This window comes from Waterburya agarophytonicola KI4, from assembly GCF_020640915.1.
GTDB lineage: Bacteria > Cyanobacteriota > Cyanobacteriia > Cyanobacteriales > Xenococcaceae > Waterburya > Waterburya agarophytonicola.
Genome location: NZ_JADWDC010000039.1, coordinates 16,515 through 34,730, shown reverse-complemented (window position 1 = coordinate 34,730; position 18,216 = coordinate 16,515). Strand labels below are relative to the sequence as shown.

The window sequence follows — 18,216 nt, the reverse complement described above, 5'->3', positions numbered from 1 at the left end:
GCTTAAAGTGGGAAAAAAATATGAAAGTAGCCTTTCTTGCTGGTGGTCTAGGTACTAGAATTTCGGAAGAAACAGAAAATAAACCGAAACCGATGGTAGAAATTGGAGGACAACCAATTTTATGGCATATTATGATGCACTATCATCAATATGGCTTTAAAGATTTTACTATCGCCTTGGGTTATAAAGGTGCAGTAATCAAGAAATATATGGTAGACTACTGCGCTCTTAATAGTAATCTAACTGTAGATTTACGCAATGGTGGAGTGAAAACTCACGGAGGTTATCAATTAGATTGGAATGTAGATTTGATTGATACTGGCTTAATGACTAATACTGGAGGGCGTATTAAGCGTCTTGCTCCTTATGTTGGTCGGGAAACATTCATGCTAACTTGGGGGGATGGCGTTTCTGATGTAAACCTACACGATTTACTTGCTTTCCATCGTTCTCATGGAAAATTAGCCACTCTTACTGCCGTCCGTCCTCCAGCACGTTTTGGTCATTTAGACTTGGATGGAGATCAAATATCCGAGTTTTCTGAAAAACCTCAAACTAAAGAAGGTTGGATCAATGGTGCTTTCTTTGTTCTAGAACCAGAAATTTTCGATTATATAGATGGCGATCAAACTCAGTGGGAAAAAGCTCCTTTAGAGAAACTAGCTAGAGATGGTCAACTAATGGCATATAAGCATGATGGCTTCTGGCAGTGTATGGATACTTTAAGAGATAAAAACCGTCTAGAAGCTCTGTGGGCTAGCGGAAATGCACCTTGGAAAACTTGGGAGACTCAAAAAAATGAAAATACTGGTGACTGGTCACAAGGGTTACATCGGAACCTTAATGGTGCCGATGCTGCTCGACAAAGGGTATGATGTTGTCGGTTTAGATACGGATTTATATGCCAGGAGTACTTTTGGAGAAGGCATTGTTGAAATTCCTGAACTCAAAAAAGATATTCGCGACGTAGAATTGTCAGATGTAGAGGGATTTAATGCAGTATTACACTTAGCAGGTCTTTCTAACGATCCTTTAGGTAATTTGAACCCTAAGCTGACAGAAGAAATAAACTATCAAGCCTCTGTTGAAATTGCCAAACTTGCCAAACAAGCGGGTGTCGAAAGATTTATCTTTTCTTCTTCTTGTAGTAATTATGGAGCAGGAGGAGAAGATTGGCTAAATGAAAAGTCTGCATTTAATCCTGTTACTCCTTATGGTGTTTCTAAAGTCAAAGTAGAACAAGATGTAAGTCAGTTGGCTGATGATAATTTTAGTCCTACTTTCTTGAGGAATGCCACTGCCTACGGTGTTTCACCAAGACTGCGATTTGATTTAGTTTTAAATAACTTGGTTGCTTGGGCATACACTAAGGGTTTAGTATATATCAAAAGCGATGGTACTCCTTGGCGACCGATTGTCCATATTGAAGATATTTCTAGGGCTTTTATTGCTGTATTAGAAGCTCCTAGAGAATCGATTCACAACGAAGCTTTCAATGTTGGTCGCAATGAAGACAACTACCAGATTCGCGATTTAGCGGAAATTGTTAAGGATACCGTCCCTAACTGTCGTATTGAATATGCCCCTGGTGCTGGACCAGATAAACGTTGTTATCGGGTTGACTGTAGCAAAATTGCTAATGTATTGCCCAACTTTAAACCTAAGTGGAATGCTAAAAAAGGCGCAGTCGAACTATATGAGATATATCAGAAAGTTGGCTTGACTTTAGAAGAGTTTGAAGGAAGTAAATATCAGAGAATAGCTCATATCAAATATTTAATAAGTAACGATCTATTAAATGGAGAGCTACGTTGGCAGACTGAAGAATTAAAAGTTGTTGAATAAACTCAGCAGTAAAAATGTTTAATTAATTTGCTAGCTAATAAACCAGAAATAAATTTATTTCTAGTTTATTGGAAAAAAAATGAGGGCAATCAATACTGATTGCCCCTGTTGATATAATCAACAATTAACTTATTTATATATAAGAAGTTCGTAGTATGAATAGTCATAGATCAACTTGTCTCTCTTGTGGAGGATCTGCTTTAGAGGGAATAATATCTTTTGGATATACCGCTTTAGCTGATAATCTTCTTACTAAAGAGCAGATAGATTTACCCGAATATACTGCTCCTTTAGATCTGGCTTTTTGCACTGAATGTGCTTTGGTACAGATTACGGAAATAGTTCCTCCTGAAATATTATTCTGCCAAGATTATCCCTATTTTTCTTCAGTCTCGGCATCTCTATTAAAGCATTTTGGAGACAGTGCTAAAAATATTATTAAAACTAGAAATCTAAATAGCAATAGCTTGGTGATTGAAGCAGCTAGTAATGATGGCTATCTGCTGAAAAATTTTGTCGAACAGGATATTCCTGTATTGGGCATAGACCCCGCTTCAGGACCAGTAGAGGCTGCGATCGCATCTGGAGTAAATTCTATTTGTACCTTTTTTGGTCGAGAATTAGCGCAAAAACTAAGAGATGAAGGAAAACAGGCTGATGTCTTTCTAGCTAATAATGTTTTGGCTCATGTTCCCGACGTAAATGGTTTTGTTGCAGGAATATCTATCTTATTAAAAAATACTGGGGTAGCAGTAATTGAAGCACCTTATGTAGTTGATCTAGTAGAACATTGTGAATTTGATACAATTTATCATCAACATCTCTGTTATTATTCTGTTACAGCTTTAGACAAGCTATTTAGAAGACACTCTTTATATTTGAACAATATCGAACGCACTAAAATACATGGTGGCTCTTTGCGCTTATATATCGAGCCGAAAGAAGCGGTACAAGAATCGGTAACATCTTTACTAAAATCGGAAAGAGAATCCCAAGTAGATAACTTAAGCTATTATCGCGATTTTGCCGATCGCGTCATGGCATTCAAATATTCTTTGTTAGATATTTTGTGGGATCTTAAAAAACAAGGCAAAAAAATTGCTGGCTATGGTGCTGCTGCTAAAGCAACAACTATGTTGAACTATTTAGGAATTGATAAGACTTTACTTGATTATGTAGTAGATCTCAATTCGTTTAAACACGGTCGCTATATGGGTATTAATCACCTACCGATTTTTCCTCCCTCCAAGTTATTGGAGGATAAACCAGACTATGTTTTAATTCTTGCTTGGAATTTTGCCGAAGAAATTATGCAACAACAACAAGAGTATAAAATGTCTGGAGGTAAATTTATTATTCCTATCCCCGAACCTAAAATTATTTAGCTTATTTAAGGAAACTTATTATTTAATATTGCTTAATATTAATAAAAAACTTATTTTAGAAATTTCTGGAGAATTGCTGAGTCATGGTACAAAATTTGATTTCCAACACCAGTGAGTATTCAATAGACTCGAACAGAATCGAGCATTCGTGTCCCAATTGCGGTCATCATGAGCTTGCTGTTTTTTATGAAGTTAGAGATGTTCCCGTACACAGTTGCTTGATGATGTCTAGCCAACAACAAGCGGTTGATTTCCCTTGTGGAGATGTCGTCTTAGGTTTTTGCGATCGCTGTGGCTTTATTACTAATACAGAATTCGATCCTAAGTGGTCGGCTTATGCTCCTAACTATGAAGATCAGCAGAGTTATTCCCCTACTTTTAATAAATTTTCTCTCAAACTAGCCAATCATTTAATTGATAAATACGATTTACACAACAAAGATATTATTGAAATTGGTTGTAGTAAAGGTGATTTTCTACTATTACTGTGCGAATTGGGCAATAATCGGGGTGTTGGAATCGATCCTAGTGTAGTGCCAGGTAGGGTAGAAAGCGAAGCAGCCGATCGCGTTACCTTTATTCAAGATTACTATTCAGAAAAACACTCAGAATACGTCGGTGACTTTATCTGCTGTCGCCATACCCTAGAACATATTCAACCCACATCTGAATTTATTAAAACCGTCCGCAAATCAATTGGCGATCGCGATACTGTAGTAGTTTTTGAAATCCCTGACAATACTAGAGTATTGAAAGAACAGGCTTTTGAAGATATTTACTACGAACACTGTTCTTATTTTAGTCCTGGAACATTAGCCCGTTTGTTCCGCGATAGTGGTTTTGAAGTTACCGATCTATATTGCGACTATGGAGATCAGTATCTTTTAATCGAAGCAAAACCCGTTGCTATGCCTTCAGAGAAAGTTCATCTTTTTGAAGAAAGCGTAGAAAATGTCGCTCAAGATGTCGAGCTATTTAAAGAGAAAATTGCAGGGAAGCTGGATTACTGGAAAAAGTATCTTGAAGATGCCCAGGCAAAACAAGAAAAAGTAGTTGTCTGGGGTTCTGGATCTAAGTGCGTAGCATTTTTAACCACCCTAAAAACCGTTGATAAAATCGAATACGCTGTGGATATTAACCCCCATCGTCATGGCAAGTATATTCCTGGAGTGGGTAAAGAAATTATGTCCCCTGAATTTCTTAAATCCTATCAACCAGATAAAGTAATTGTGATGAATGCTATCTACACCGAAGAGATTAGCCAAATGTTGAATAATATGGGAGTTACAACGGAGGTTGTAGCACTTTAACTAAAGAACAAAGAATTAAGAAATAAGGAAAGAGGAGTGAGGATCGGAAAATTTAATCTGTCTTCCTCCTCTTTTTGATCGAACCTATAACTTATAACTATTATTGAAAAATGTATAACTATATTATTATCGGCGGGGGAATTGTGGGGCTATCTACAGCAATGACCCTTAGTCAGCGTTTCCCGAAGGCTAAGATTGCTGTGTTAGAAAAAGAAGCGTCTTGGGCTGCTCATCAGACAGGACATAATAGCGGTATTATTCATTCTGGAATTTACTACAAGCCTGGTAGTTATAAAGCAAAACTATGTCGCGATGGTAATCAGTCGATGGTGGCTTTTTGTGAAGAACATAATATTGATTACAAAATATGTGGCAAAGTCATCGTAGCGACGGAAGAACATGAATTACCTTTGCTAGATAATCTCTATCAAAGAGGATTAGAAAATAATCTCGATATTACCAAGATCGAATCAGAGCAAGTCAAAGAAATTGAACCCTACGTAAGTTGCTTGGCGGGAATTAAAGTTAAATCAACGGGAATAGTTAACTACAAACAGGTTTGTGAAAAGTATGCTGCGATCGCAATTGGACAAGGGGTGGATTTGCATCTCAATACTTGCGTTACAGACATTAAATCCACGTCTGAAGGTCATGTAATTGAGACAAACGATCTGGAATACAAAACAGACTTTTTAATCAACTGTGGGGGATTATATAGCGATCGCCTGACAGAACTGGCTAAATCAAAAGCACCAGCAAAAATAGTACCTTTTCGAGGAGAATACTACCAATTAACTCCCGAAAAAAATTATTTAGTTAATGGTGCAATTTATCCCGTACCCAATCCTAATTTTCCCTTTTTAGGAGTACATTTCCACCCCAGTATAGATGGAAGAGTTCATGCGGGTCCAAATGCAGTACTCGGCTTTAAACGAGAAGCCTACAATAAATTCGACTTCGATCTAAAAGAATTTATGGAAACTATAACCTATCCTGGTTTTTGGAAACTAGCCTCGAAATATCCCAAGGATGGCATAGCCGAGATGATTCGCTCCTACAGTAAAACAGTTTTTGTTCGTAGTCTGCAAAGATTAATTCCCGAAGTTGAAGCCAAAGACATAGTACCAACTCCCGCAGGAGTGAGAGCGCAAGCACTAAAAATTGATGGTTCGATGGTAGACGACTTTTTAATCGTCAATGGAGACAAAGCACTGCACGTCTGTAATGCCCCATCTCCCGCTGCTACTGCTTCAGTTGAAATTGGTAAGTATATTGTTTCTCAAATTCCTAAATAGTTTGGAACTATCAGAAAGCTGCCCGATATGGCTAAAATTTTAACATTTGATATAAAATTACCCAACAAGCAAAATTACTTTTAGCTTCAATCGATCGCACGCCCTCATATAAATTTTCAAAAGGGTTAAATATAAAGGAAAAAAGAGATCTCTTTTTTCCTTAAAAATATTATCGATCTACTAAATAAAGAGAAAACCTTTAAACTTTAGCTATATCTTTAAAACTAATTTTCAAATAATCATCCTCCATCTTTGCCCCTGATGGTTGAAGTGCAGCCAAAGCTTGTGGTAAAACTAAATTACGACGATGATTGCCAATTCTAACATTTAGTTCGTCACCAGTTTTATTAAGCTGAATTTGCTCTTTAGGAATTCCTGGCAGATATAAATGCAAACTGTAATTGCCTTGTTCTTGAATTATCTTAATCGTATTTTCTTTATAGTAAACCTGGGTGGGATCTTCATCTTTATACAAAATTTCTTTTAACCTCTCCAATGCTTCCATGCCACACATTTCTGTCGGAAATAAGGGAGCTTCTTTTATAGGTAAAGGATGGAAATTATCATAGATTTCCTTTTTATAAATGTCTTGATTTTCTTTCCAACGCTTAAAAAAAGGATCTTGAACTTCGTCAGGAATGACTCGATTAGCTACCACCATATCTGTAGCCACATTATACAAACTCAAGTAAGCATGGGCGCGCAGAGATTCCTTGATCACCATTTTTTCGGGATTCATCACCAAACGTACCGAAGTTTTGGTATTATCAGTCAAAACTTTTTCCAAAGCTTCAATTTGCTCGTAAAACTCATAAGGAGCATCCATTACTTCATTGTCAGGTAGGGAAAAACCAGCAATGGGTTTAAAAAATGGCTCGACTAAGGGGCGCAATGCAGCAGACATACCCTGCAAGGGCTTATAAAAACGTCTCATATACCAACCTCCAACTTCAGGTAGACTCAATAGTCTTAAAGCTGTACCTGTAGGTGCAGAGTCAATAATCAAAATATCAAAATCACCTTCATCGTAGTGACGTTTCATACGCACTAAACCAAAGATTTCGTCCATTCCTGGTAAAATTGCTAATTCTTCAGCTTGTACTCCATCTAAACCTCTAGCCTGTAAAACCTGAGTTATATAACGCTTTACCGCACCCCAATTACCTTCCAATTCCCTCAAAGCATCGAGTTCTGCACCCCAAAGATTGGGACGTACCTGTACGGGATCGTGTCCTAATTCTAGGTCAAAACTATCTGCTAGAGAGTGTGCGGGATCGGTACTGAGTACCAAAGTTTTATAACCCAACTCCGCACAGCGCAAACCAGTTGCAGCAGCGACGGAAGTTTTACCGACACCACCCTTACCAGTCATTAAAATTACACGCATAAAAAATTTAGATCCTAAATAGAGTATCTTTACATTACTTAACTTATTATTGTGACGCTTTTTGACGAGAAAAGAATCCCCTAATTTATCTTAAATTATCCCCAACTTTGTAAACTTTAGCGATAAACGAGACTAAATCTTTTATTCATCACTTGTAAACGACGTTCATTTATTTGTTGGGCTGACTACGTTGCTTCAGTTAAAAAATGGTGTAATTTATGATAAGTTACGCCCACTGAGAGGGAAGACATAGATCTTCTATATTCCATCAAGCAACTATCAATAATGACCAATACCATCAATCAGCCAGCCGACAGCCAGACATCATATAGTATCGCAGAATGGAAACGGGGTTACGATTCCCAACCCAACGAATATGAATATGAAATTACCGAAATAGAAGGTGCAATCCCGACCGAATTATCTGGTACGCTATTTCGTAATGGGCCTGGTTTGCTAGATATTGGTGGTTCTGCGATTCATCATCCCTTTGATGGCGACGGTATGATTAGTGCTTTTTCTTTCCAAGATGGCAAGGCATTCTATCGCAATCGTTTTGTACAAACCGAGGCTTATCTCCAAGAACAAGAAGCGGGAAAAATCCTCTACAGGGGAGTATTTGGCACCCAAAAGCCTGGAGGATTTTTTAAGAATGTTTTCGATCTCAAGCTCAAAAATATTGCCAACACGGGAGTAATTTATTGGGGAGGTAAATTGCTCGCTCTTTGGGAAGCAGCCGAACCCCACCGCCTAGATCCAGAGACTTTAGATACTTTGGGTATAGACTATCTTGACGGCGTTTTACAACCTGGAGATGCCTTTTCTGCTCACCCTTGGGTAGATCCTAGCTGCGTTATGGATGATGGCGCACCTTGCTTGGTTAACTTCCGAGTAGATCCAGGGCTTTCGAGCAAAATCACCTTGTTTGAATTTGCTCCTGATGGCAAATTACTCCGCCGTCATTCTCATAGTATTCCTGGGTTTTCTTTTATTCACGACTTCATCATTACTCCCCAGTACGCCATCTTTTTCCAGAATCCTGTAAATTTCAACCCTTTACCCTTCTTATTCGGAATGCGCGGTGCGGGGGAATGCGTGCAGTTTCAGCCAGAAAAACCAACCAATGTAATTTTGATTCCTCGCGATTCTAATAACCGAGAAATCAAAACTTTTAGCGTCGAATCTGGTTTCGTTTTCCACCACGCGAATGCTTTTGAAAGAGAGAAAGAAATTTGTATTGATTCAATCGCCTATCAAACTTTACCCCAAGTACAGCCCAATTCAGACTACAAAGAAGTTGATTTTGATCCCCTCGATCCTGGTCAACTATGGCGATTCACTTTAAATTTAGAAGATGGTAGGGTTGAAAGAGAAATGTTAGAAGGTCGTTGTTGTGAATTTCCTACTCACAACCCCAACAAGGTAGGTAGGGATTATCGCTATTTATATCTTGGCGCAGCAGCAGACACTCAAAGTAATGCACCACTCCAAGCAATCTTAAAATTGGATCTCGAAACAAACGAGGGTCAAATACATTCTTTTGCCCCTCGTGGTTTTGTCAGCGAACCAATTTTTGTTTCCAAACCTAATAGTGAAAGGGAAGATTCTGGGTGGATTCTTACTCTAGTTTATGACGGAAAAGAACATCGTTCCACCCTAGCAATTTTGGATGGTGAGAATTTAGCAGGAGATGCTGTCGCCCTACTCCATTTAAAACATCATATTCCTTATGGATTACACGGTAGCTGGTGCGATGAAGTATTTGTTAAAGCAAATTAGTCACTTACTTCAGTAGCTTCACCCAGGATCGCTAAAAGCCCTAGTCGATACTTATTAATTAGCTTGAGGGGAATATTGCTGCTTCTAAAAGAGCGATCGCTTGTTCCAAATCATCGTTAACTATCTGCAAATCGAATTCATCCCTAGCAGCAATTTCTTTTTGAGCAATTTCTAACCTGTTGGCGATGGATTCTTCTGTATTTGTGCCTCTGTTTCTAATTCTTTGTTCTAATTCTTCGATGGAGGGAGGTAATATAAAAATTCGCAGGGCTTCGGGAAAGAGATCCGCAACAGATCTAGCCCCTGCCAATTCTATTTCTAGAATAATATAATTACCTTGCTTGATTTCTTCAATTACTCCAGCTTTCGGCGTACCGTAATAATTGCCAGCATATTCTGCCCATTCCAAAAGTTCTTGGTTGAGAATTGCTGTCTCGAAGTCTTTTTTGTTTAAAAAGAAATAATTAACCCCCTCCACTTCTCCTGGGCGGGGTTGTCGAGTGGTAGCTGAAATAGATAGTTTTAGCTGGGGATGGCGTTGCAACAGAAAATTTACCAGTGTCCCCTTCCCCACACCACTTGGTCCTGTAATGACGATGAGCTTACCTAGTTGATTTGCTGGCATTAATGATACTCTAGTTAGGCTAAGAATCTTTGCTATCTTTGTTAACCACAAAGCGATGAGCTACTGTTTCTGGCTGTATTGCTGAGAGTACCACGTGGGAGGAATCTGTAATAATTACTGCCCTCGTGCGACGACCATAGGTTGCATCTATGAGCAGGCTTTTTTCTCTGGCTTCAGTAATGATCCTTTTGATAGGTGCGGACTCGGGGCTAACAATAGCAATAATACGATTAGCGGAAACAATATTACCAAAACCGATATTTATTAATTGAATATCCATAATTATTTATCTGGTGAATTGCGATTTTTAGAGCGATTATCGCCAAGTTTAGAAATATAGTTTTAATACTATAGTTAAAAACTTTGATTTACAAGCAAAATTAAGGATCTATAGGTGTTATTTAAGGAAATTTTAGCTTTTACTACCAAATATAAACATTCTGTAGCCTAAAACACAGAAATTTAATTAATAACTTATATTTCTATTCTTTATTATTATGCAACCAGTTGATTACACAACCCTAATGGCAGCTTGCACCGAACTAAATCGAGATTGGATTCCCGCCCGTATCGAACAAATATATCAGCGCGATCGCTTTACGATTTCTTTGGCACTGCGCACCTTAAAAGCAAAACCTTGGTTGACTATCTGTTGGCATCCCGAAGCAGCCAGAATTAATCTTGGCGATCCCCCACCTCGTATTAAAGATACTTTCACCTTTAGCGATCAGTTACGTCATCAGTTTAAGGGATTGGCATTGACTGGGATTAAAGCGATCGCACCGTGGGAAAGAGTATTGGATTTGCAGTTTGCCAACCGCCCAGGGGAAGATCCCTTATGGCACTTGTATGTGGAGATTATGGGCAAATATAGCAATGTTATTTTAACCGATGCCGACCTGCAAATTATTACCCCCGCCCGTCAAATAAGTTCCGCACAATCGAGTGTCCGCCCGATCCAGACGGGACAGCGTTACGAAGTCCCTCCTGTTTTGACTGGTACTACTCCTAAACTAGAAGAATCCTTTTCCAGATGGCACGAACGAGTAAGTTTAATCCCAGGTCAACTCAAGGGTCAATTATTAAAGTCTTATCGGGGTTTGAGTCCGAGGGTAGCAGAAGAAATTGCGATCGCTGCAAATTTATCTCCTGTAGTTCAAACTAACACTCTAGAGGCGCGAGATTGGCAGGAATTATTTAAGTATTGGCAAAAGTGGTTAACAGCATTAGATCAAAAGCAATTCGATCCTGGTTGGTTGAAGAATGGTTATACAGTGCTGGGTTGGAATAAAACCGAATCTGTAAAGCAAGTACAAACATTGTTGAATGAATACTATACTCAAGAATTTAATCATCAACAGTTTCAACAACTACATCACCAACTCAATCAAAAGTTAAACAACTTACTCAAAAAGCTCAATATTAAAGCCAAAACATTTCGCGATCGCCTATCACAATCTGCGGATGCGGAAAGTTATCGCCACCAGGGGGATTTATTAATGGCACATCTCCACGAAATACAGCCAGGAATGAAATCGATCGTGATCGAAGACTTTGAAACAGGTAAACCAGTCAAGATTAAGCTGAATGTCGAGAAAAACCCCGCCCAAAATGCCCAAGCTATTTATAAAACCAGTCAAAAATTAAAAAGAGCCAAAGATGCAGTCATCCCCTTATTGGCAGAAGTAGATGCAGAAATAAATTACCTATCTCAAGTCCAAACCTCTCTCAATCAATTGCAAAATGAAAAGCAGACTGCCGATGATTTACAGGCGTTAGCCGAAATTAAAGATGAATTAATTCAACAAAACTATCTTACCTCCGAACGCCAGGGGGATAATCGAAAAATAGATAAAGACTCTCAACCCTATCGCTATCTTGCCCCTTCGGGATGTGAAATCTGGGTTGGTCGCAATAATCGTCAAAACGATATCTTAACCTTTCGCACTGCGGTAGAATACGACCTTTGGTTTCATACCCAAGAAATACCAGGAAGTCATGTATTGTTGCGCCTCGATCCTGGTGCAGTGGCTAGCGAAGCCGACTTACAGTTCACTGCGGATCTAACGGCATACTACAGCCAAGCTCGCGAAAGCGAACAAGTCCCCGTAACCTACACCAAACCAAAAGATGTTTATAAACCCAAAGGTGCAAAACCAGGAATGGTTATTTATAAGAAGGAAACGGTTATCTGGGGTAGACCACAGGTAGGGAAGGAGTTTGTGGAAAATAATATTGCGATCGCCTAAATATTTAAATTTTTAATATCCACCAGGTTTTGCCAAACTTTCAAACTTAGTTAATTCCGCATTAAATAATAATTTAATTGTCCCTACAGGACCATTACGGTGTTTAACAATACTAACCTCGGTAATCCCTCGATCTGGTGTATCGGGGTTATAGTATTCGTCTCGATAAATCATCATTACTAAATCCGCATCTTGTTCTATACTGCCACTTTCTCTTAAATCTGACAGCATAGGGCGTTTATTGGTTCTTTGTTCTACTCCTCGACTCAACTGAGACAAAGCTACTATAGGAACATTTAATTCCCTAGCTAAACCTTTTAAACTGCGCGTCATTTTAGATAACTGCTGCACGCGGTTGTCATTGTCTCCTCCTTCCATTAGTTGCAGATAATCGATCATCACTAAACCTAAAGGATCTTTAGTTTGTGCTTGTAGTCGACGTACTTGCGATCGCATTTGCATGACGGTCAAGTTAGCAGTATCGTCGATATAGATGGGCAATGCTGACAAGCTTTCTACTCCACTAATCAACTGTCCGAACTCATTTTGAGCAATTCTACCCGATCGCAATCTATTACTGGGTATTTTCGCCTCGCTAGATAGAAGTCTTTGAGTCAATTGTTCTCGCGACATCTCCAAACTAAACACAGCCACGGGCAACTTAGAATCTCTGGCAATATTGGAAGCCACACACAAAGAAAAAGCGGTATTGTGGACGCAGATATCATTAGCCACAAAGTTATGAGTTTCAGGAATAGTTAAGTCGTAAACCTGCTGTTTGCCAATATATTCGATGCTGACTATTTCATCCCAGTAAACTTCATTAGCTAGATTCAATTCTTTATTTGCTGGATCTCTTTTGCTTGAAATTGCTTCTTTAACAGCTTCGATGGCATCTTCTTTGCCAAAAATACCAATGCGATCAATAAAATTCTTAATCGACTTAACATCAATAATATCTAATTGCCAAACCTGCCTACTTTCATTTTCATATTTAACCCCACGATCTTTTAAAGCCGTAATTACTCCAAACCTCAATAATAGATGCTGTATCTGTCTGGCTAGCTTTTCGCTAACAGTGGCATAACCTAACTGCCATTGTCCGCTTTCCAAAACAGTCCCCCAACCATCAGTAGCAAATAAACGATTAAGAAATAAAGCAATAAGATTGAGCTTAAGACTAAAAACCCGCCGAGGAATAACCCCAACCTCTGCTTCCTCCTCTGCGTCTTGGCGTCTCTGCGCGACATTGGCGATCGCTTTGCCATTCCCCACAACATCGGCAATTGACTCTACTTCCGCCTCAGAAATAACCCCATCCCCAAATACTTCAATCCTACGGGGAACAGCAATTCTATTACCTACTCGTAACATTCCCAAACTACGCCAACCTTCAATAGTTAAAAACGGATGAGTTAAGGTAGTCTCAATTTTCCTACCCAAACGGGTAGTTACTCGATAGACAGGCTTAATACCATCATCAATAAAAGCCGATGGTTTTGTCCAGTCAAACTTCCAATCAGATTGCAGAGTCAAAAGAGAATCTTGCTGAGTATGATAAATCTCCTCAATCGTTTTAACACTTCCGTCTTGACAAACTAATTGAGAATCAGCAGCTAGGCATTTTCCCATTGATGGTCTGCCAGCGATAATAATTAAATCAGAACGACTAAAACCGCTAGTCATAGCATCTAGATCGTAGTATCCCGTAGGAATACCTGGTAAAGCCGTCTCTTGATGCAGTTCTTCAATAGTATTAAAAGTATTAACCAAAGTTTCTGCAATCGGAACTAAACCCTCTTGAGGGCGTTCTTGAGTGAGGCGAAAAATCTTTTGTTCGGCAGAATCTAGGACTAGTTCCAATTCCGTAGCGTTATCGTAGCCGAGATCGACAATTTCATTACCCGATACAATTAACTGACGACGGATATACTTTTCCATAATCAGCTTGGCATAGCGATCGATGTTGACCGCCGACACAGTACGATTGAGTAACTGGGCCAACTTTGCTGTACCGCCTACCCGTTCGAGTAAATCGCGATCGCTCAAATAAGTGCTGATCGAAATAAAATCTGTGGGTTTTCCTTTAGTGTTAAGAGCTAATGCAGCCTGATATATCTCTTGATGCGCTTTGACATAAAAGCCATCTTTAACCACTAATTCCGCTACTCTGGTGATTGCTTCGGGGTCGAATAAGATACCGCCCAAGATTGCTTCCTCCGCTTCGATACTTGCTGGAGGTAGGTTGTTAATTTCTGCCATGCGCCACTTTGCATTCTTACAGCTTAAATATAGAACAAATATTCTACTTAGCAGACTGAATTTAAGAAATTTTTAAAAAAAATAATCTGCCTACTTGTCCCAATTGCTCTAACTGTTGGGATGAGCATTGTCAAAAAATTTACATTTACATAACCAGAACTTAACCGTGTTTTTACTTAGTGCTAATTGTATACCAGTAATATTTCGGAGGTGGCATTTAGCTTCCGAATAAAGATTACACATAATTCAAAATTAATTAAGTATTGAAATCAATGAATTATAAGCAAAAAGGATTTAAAACAGCAGGTATATTGGCTATTGCTGCTGCTTCTGTAGCTTTAGTAGTACCCGCCGTTAAATCTCAAAGTGGTTCTATTATTAAAATTGACGGTTCTAGTACCGTATATCCCATTACTGAAGCTGTAGCCGAAGAATATCAAATCGAAAACAAAGGTGCAACTCAGGTAACTGTTGGTGTATCTGGTACTGGTGGCGGATTCAAAAAATTCTGTTCCGAAGACGAAGCCGTCCGTACAGATATTTCTGATGCTTCTCGTCCGATCAAGGAAGAAGAAATGGCAATGTGCGAAGCTGCTGGTGTGGAATACATTGAGATTCCCGTAGCTTATGATGCAATTACAGTTGTGGCTAACCCTGAAAATCCGATCGAAAGCATGACTGTAGAAGAGCTAGCTCAAATCTGGGACCCTGAATCAGAGGGAGAAATCACTAACTGGAGTCAAGTAAACCCCGAATGGCCCGATGCAGAGTTTGTTTTGTATGGTCCTGGTGCTGACTCTGGTACTTTTGATGGTTTCACTGACAAAATCAATGGAGATGAAGGTGCTTCTCGTACTGACTATACTCCTAGCGAAGACGATAACGTATTGGTACAAGGTGTATCGAGCGACCCTAATGCCTTAGGATACTTTGGTTATTCTTACTACGAAGAAAATCAAGACAAGTTAAAAGCGATCGCAATTGATGCTGGAGAAGGTGCCGTAGTTCCTTCTGTAGAAACCGTGCGCGATGGTTCTTATGCACCTTTATCTCGTCCTATCTACATCTACGTTAACGCCCAAGCAGCCGAGAAACCTGAAGTTGCCGAATTTGTTGAATTTTATTTAACTAACGCTGAAGGTCTAGTACCTGAAGTTGGTTCTGTGCCTTTAACTCCTGAAGAATATCAAGAGGGAATTGCTCGTTTCCAAAATGGAGAAACTGGTACGACTGCTGCTAAATAAGAAGTAATTTTCTCAAAAATTTAGCACCTAAAAAGGGCGTAGCACTGCTATGCCCATCTACTGTTTTATAGCTCAAACTTTATGGCTCAAACAACTTTAAAATCTAGATCGAGGCAGATATATAAACCTAAGTTAGCGCGACAAGTTAAAGAAAAGGTTATTGAATTTATTTTATTTTTAGCTGCTTTTTCGTCGGTAGCCACGACGGTAGCTATTTTATATATTCTTATTAAAGAGTCATTTTTATTTTTCCAAGAAGTTCCGATCGTTGATTTCTTGACAGGAACAAAATGGACTCCTTTGTTTGTCAATCCTCAATACGGTATTCTCCCCCTACTGTCAGGGACTTTGATGAGTGCGGGGGTTGCTTTGGCGGTAGCCATTCCGATGGGAACAATTGCAGCTATCTATCTCAGCGAATTTGCTACCAAAAGAGTGCGAGAAATAGCCAAGCCAGCCCTAGAGTTATTGGCTGCCATTCCTACAGTGGTATACGGTTATTTTGCTCTTTTATATGTAACTCCTTTTTTACAAAACTTTTTTCCCAAACTACCAGGATTTAATATTTTAGCTGCGGGTTTGGTGATGGGATTGATGATTATTCCTTTTATAAGTTCTATTAGTGAAGATGCTATGAGTGCCGTACCTGTAGGCTTGCGGGAAGGTTCTTATGCCATGGGTGCGACCAAATTACAAACTGCTTTAAAAGTGGTTTTCTCCGCTGCAATTTCGGGGATTAGTTCCTCTTATATATTGGGTACATCTCGCGCAGTGGGTGAGACAATGATCGTAGCGATCGCAGCAGGGTTGCGACCTAATTTGACCTGGAATCCTTTTGACCAAGCTGCAACTATCACCGCGTTTATCGTTCAGGTGAGTTTGGGAGACTTACCCCACGGCACTATTGCCTATCAAACTATTTTTGCTGCGGGTTTAACATTGGTTTTGATGACTTTGTTACTCAATATCATCGGTCACTTTTTAGCCAAGACATACCGCGAAATATATTAAATTGTCGGGTATGAATTAGCACGTTGTAAGTTACTCGTTTCGTAGCTATTAGTTTTTTTCTTCTTCTTTATTATTTATTATTAATGCCCACAACTAATCTTAGAAAACTACGGACAAATCTTAATCGCCGTAAACTAATCAACTCTGGATTTGCCTTTTTGGGAGCGACAATCATTGCGATCGCCATAATTATTTTGCTGGGATTGACTCTTAAAATGGCGTTTCAAGGTGCAGAAAGAATCACTCCTGAATTTTTTACTTCTTTTCCTAGTCGTCGTGCTTCTAGGGCGGGAATTCTCTCCGCATGGGTCGGGACTTGTCTGGTAATGCTAGTAACTGCAATGGCTGCAATTCCTTTAGGAGTGGCTTCGGGAATTTATCTGGAGGAATATGCCAAGAAAAACTGGTTAGCAGATCTAATTGAAATTAACGTCACTAACTTAGCTGGCGTACCCTCAATTATTTATGGTTTGCTAGCATTAGGCTTGTTTGTTTACGAATTACGTTTGGGACAAAGTATTTTGTCTGCTGGCTTAACTTTGGCATTGCTGATTCTTCCTGTGGTTATTGTCACTACTAGAGAATCAATTCGTGCTATTCCCAATAGCTTGCGAGAGGCTTCTTATGCCTTGGGTGCGAGTAAATGGCAAACAATCTGGGATCATATTCTGCCCTATTCTTTCGGTAGTATCCTTACTGGGGTAATTATTGGTTTATCTAGAGCAATTGGCGAAACTGCACCAATTATCACAATTGGTGCTTTGACTTTTATTGCCTTTCTACCCAAATCTCCTTTTAAAAGCGAATTTCCCTTTCTTTCTTTTGAATGGTTGCAAGCCCCTTTCACAGTGATGCCCATTCAGATGTTTAACTGGGTATCTCGCCCCCAAGCTGCTTTTGAAATCAATGCTGCTGCTGCGGGTACGGTATTGATTGGTATGACTCTGGGCATTAATGCGATCGCAATTTTTCTCCGCTATCAACTACGTAAAGATATCAAATGGTAATCAACAATTCACACGAACAAATTACTTCCATTCCTAAAGCGGAAGTCGCAGATCTAGATTTTTATTATGGTTCTTTCCATGCCCTCAAAGGGATTAATATGACCCTCCCCGAACACAGCGTTACGGCTTTAATTGGACCTTCTGGCTGTGGTAAAACGACCTTCTTGCGCTGTTTTAATCGGATGCACGATCTCTACCCAGGAAATCGTTACGAAGGTTCTATTTGGTTAGATAAAGATACCAATATTCTCGGACGCAAGGTCGATCCCATTGAGGTTCGGATGAGGATTAGCATGGTGTTTCAACGACCAAATCCTTTTCCTAAATCTATCTACGAAAATGTAGCCTATGGTTTGCGAGTACGGGGTGAAAATAATCGTCGTTTGATGGATGAAAAAATAGAAGATGCCTTGAGGGTTTCGGCATTATGGGACGAGGTAAAAGATCGTTTAAATGAATCTGCTTACAACCTTTCAGGGGGACAACAGCAGCGTTTATGTATTGCCCGTGCTTTGGTTGCCGATCCTGAAATTGTTTTGTTTGACGAACCTACCTCGGCACTAGATCCCATTGCCACAGCTAGCATCGAGGAACTTATGTCTACTCTCAAAGACAGGGTGACTATTTTGATAGTAACTCACAGTATGCAACAGGCTGCTCGTATTTCCGACCACACCGCATTTATGTATCTGGGAGAGTTGATTGAGTTTGGCAGGACTAAAGATGTTTTTAACAAACCACTAAATCAACAAACTGAAGACTATATTAGTGGCAGAATTGGGTGATTTCACCACAAATTAAGTTCGATTATTTGTTT

General features: G+C 39.4%; 15 protein-coding genes. 11 read left to right on the top strand and 4 right to left on the bottom strand.

The genetic code is table 11. The features are described from left to right. Positions 1–20: 20 nt before the first annotated feature. The 5 genes from rfbF to lhgD all read left to right on the top strand — a co-directional run bounded on the left by rfbF (position 21) and on the right by lhgD (position 5,835). A complete protein-coding gene (gene rfbF / locus I4641_RS15030) occupies positions 21–875 on the top strand; it encodes a glucose-1-phosphate cytidylyltransferase (protein WP_229641359.1) in 855 nt (284 codons plus the stop codon). Then, a complete protein-coding gene (locus I4641_RS15025) occupies positions 853–1,845 on the top strand; it encodes an NAD-dependent epimerase/dehydratase family protein (RefSeq protein WP_229641358.1) in 993 nt (330 codons plus the stop codon). The genes rfbF and I4641_RS15025 overlap by 23 nt, the downstream gene beginning before the upstream one ends. Before the next feature lie 155 nt (positions 1,846–2,000). Beyond that, the gene (locus tag I4641_RS15020; protein ID WP_229641357.1) at positions 2,001–3,230 is read left to right on the top strand and encodes a class I SAM-dependent methyltransferase; all 1,230 of its coding nucleotides are present in this window, start codon (positions 2,001–2,003) and stop codon (positions 3,228–3,230) included. A gap of 83 nt (positions 3,231–3,313) precedes the next feature. Next, positions 3,314–4,540 carry a class I SAM-dependent methyltransferase gene (locus I4641_RS15015; protein WP_229641356.1) on the top strand — a complete coding sequence of 409 codons (1,227 nt, stop codon included), beginning with the start codon at positions 3,314–3,316 and terminating at the stop codon, positions 4,538–4,540. Between the two features lie 110 nt (positions 4,541–4,650). After that, entirely contained in the window at positions 4,651–5,835 is a 1,185-nt protein-coding gene (gene lhgD / locus I4641_RS15010; RefSeq protein ID WP_229641355.1) for an L-2-hydroxyglutarate dehydrogenase, read from the top strand. 199 nt (positions 5,836–6,034) lie between these two features. On the opposite strand, the gene I4641_RS15005 is transcribed toward lhgD, so the two are convergent. Then, a complete protein-coding gene (locus tag I4641_RS15005) occupies positions 6,035–7,222 on the bottom strand; it encodes a TRC40/GET3/ArsA family transport-energizing ATPase (protein ID WP_229641354.1) in 1,188 nt (395 codons plus the stop codon). A gap of 285 nt (positions 7,223–7,507) precedes the next feature. On the opposite strand from I4641_RS15005, the gene I4641_RS15000 reads away from it, so the two are divergent. Continuing rightward, positions 7,508–9,001 carry a carotenoid oxygenase family protein gene (locus I4641_RS15000; RefSeq protein WP_229641353.1) on the top strand — a complete coding sequence of 498 codons (1,494 nt, stop codon included), beginning with the start codon at positions 7,508–7,510 and terminating at the stop codon, positions 8,999–9,001. A 58-nt stretch (positions 9,002–9,059) separates the two neighbouring features. Here I4641_RS15000 and gmk read toward each other — a convergent pair whose 3' ends face one another. Both gmk and remA read right to left on the bottom strand, forming a co-directional pair. Continuing rightward, positions 9,060–9,626, bottom strand: a complete 567-nt coding sequence (gmk, locus tag I4641_RS14995) for a guanylate kinase (protein WP_229641352.1) — start codon at positions 9,624–9,626, stop codon at positions 9,060–9,062. Between the two features lie 19 nt (positions 9,627–9,645). Further along, complete coding sequence (gene remA / locus I4641_RS14990; RefSeq protein WP_229641351.1) at positions 9,646–9,906, bottom strand: extracellular matrix/biofilm regulator RemA; 261 nt, start codon at positions 9,904–9,906, stop codon at positions 9,646–9,648. A 217-nt stretch (positions 9,907–10,123) separates the two neighbouring features. Between remA and I4641_RS14985 the strand changes: the two genes are divergently transcribed. Then, positions 10,124–11,875: an Rqc2 family fibronectin-binding protein gene (locus tag I4641_RS14985; protein ID WP_229641350.1), complete on the top strand. Its 1,752-nt coding sequence runs from the start codon at positions 10,124–10,126 to the stop codon at positions 11,873–11,875. 12 nt (positions 11,876–11,887) lie between these two features. Here the strand turns inward: I4641_RS14985 and dnaB are convergent, their stop codons facing one another. Further along, positions 11,888–14,137, bottom strand: a complete 2,250-nt coding sequence (gene dnaB, locus I4641_RS14980) for a replicative DNA helicase (protein ID WP_229641349.1) — start codon at positions 14,135–14,137, stop codon at positions 11,888–11,890. Between the two features lie 272 nt (positions 14,138–14,409). Between dnaB and I4641_RS14975 the strand changes: the two genes are divergently transcribed. From I4641_RS14975 to pstB, 4 genes are all read left to right on the top strand, one after another. After that, complete coding sequence (locus tag I4641_RS14975) at positions 14,410–15,381, top strand: PstS family phosphate ABC transporter substrate-binding protein (RefSeq protein ID WP_229641348.1); 972 nt, start codon at positions 14,410–14,412, stop codon at positions 15,379–15,381. A gap of 81 nt (positions 15,382–15,462) precedes the next feature. Beyond that, complete coding sequence (gene pstC / locus I4641_RS14970) at positions 15,463–16,392, top strand: phosphate ABC transporter permease subunit PstC (RefSeq protein ID WP_229641347.1); 930 nt, start codon at positions 15,463–15,465, stop codon at positions 16,390–16,392. An 83-nt stretch (positions 16,393–16,475) separates the two neighbouring features. Continuing rightward, positions 16,476–17,399, top strand: a complete 924-nt coding sequence (pstA, locus tag I4641_RS14965; RefSeq protein ID WP_229641346.1) for a phosphate ABC transporter permease PstA — start codon at positions 16,476–16,478, stop codon at positions 17,397–17,399. Further along, the gene (gene pstB, locus I4641_RS14960) at positions 17,393–18,184 is read left to right on the top strand and encodes a phosphate ABC transporter ATP-binding protein PstB (RefSeq protein WP_229641345.1); all 792 of its coding nucleotides are present in this window, start codon (positions 17,393–17,395) and stop codon (positions 18,182–18,184) included. Before pstA ends, pstB begins: the two co-directional genes overlap by 7 nt. The last annotated feature ends 32 nt before the right edge of the window (positions 18,185–18,216 follow it).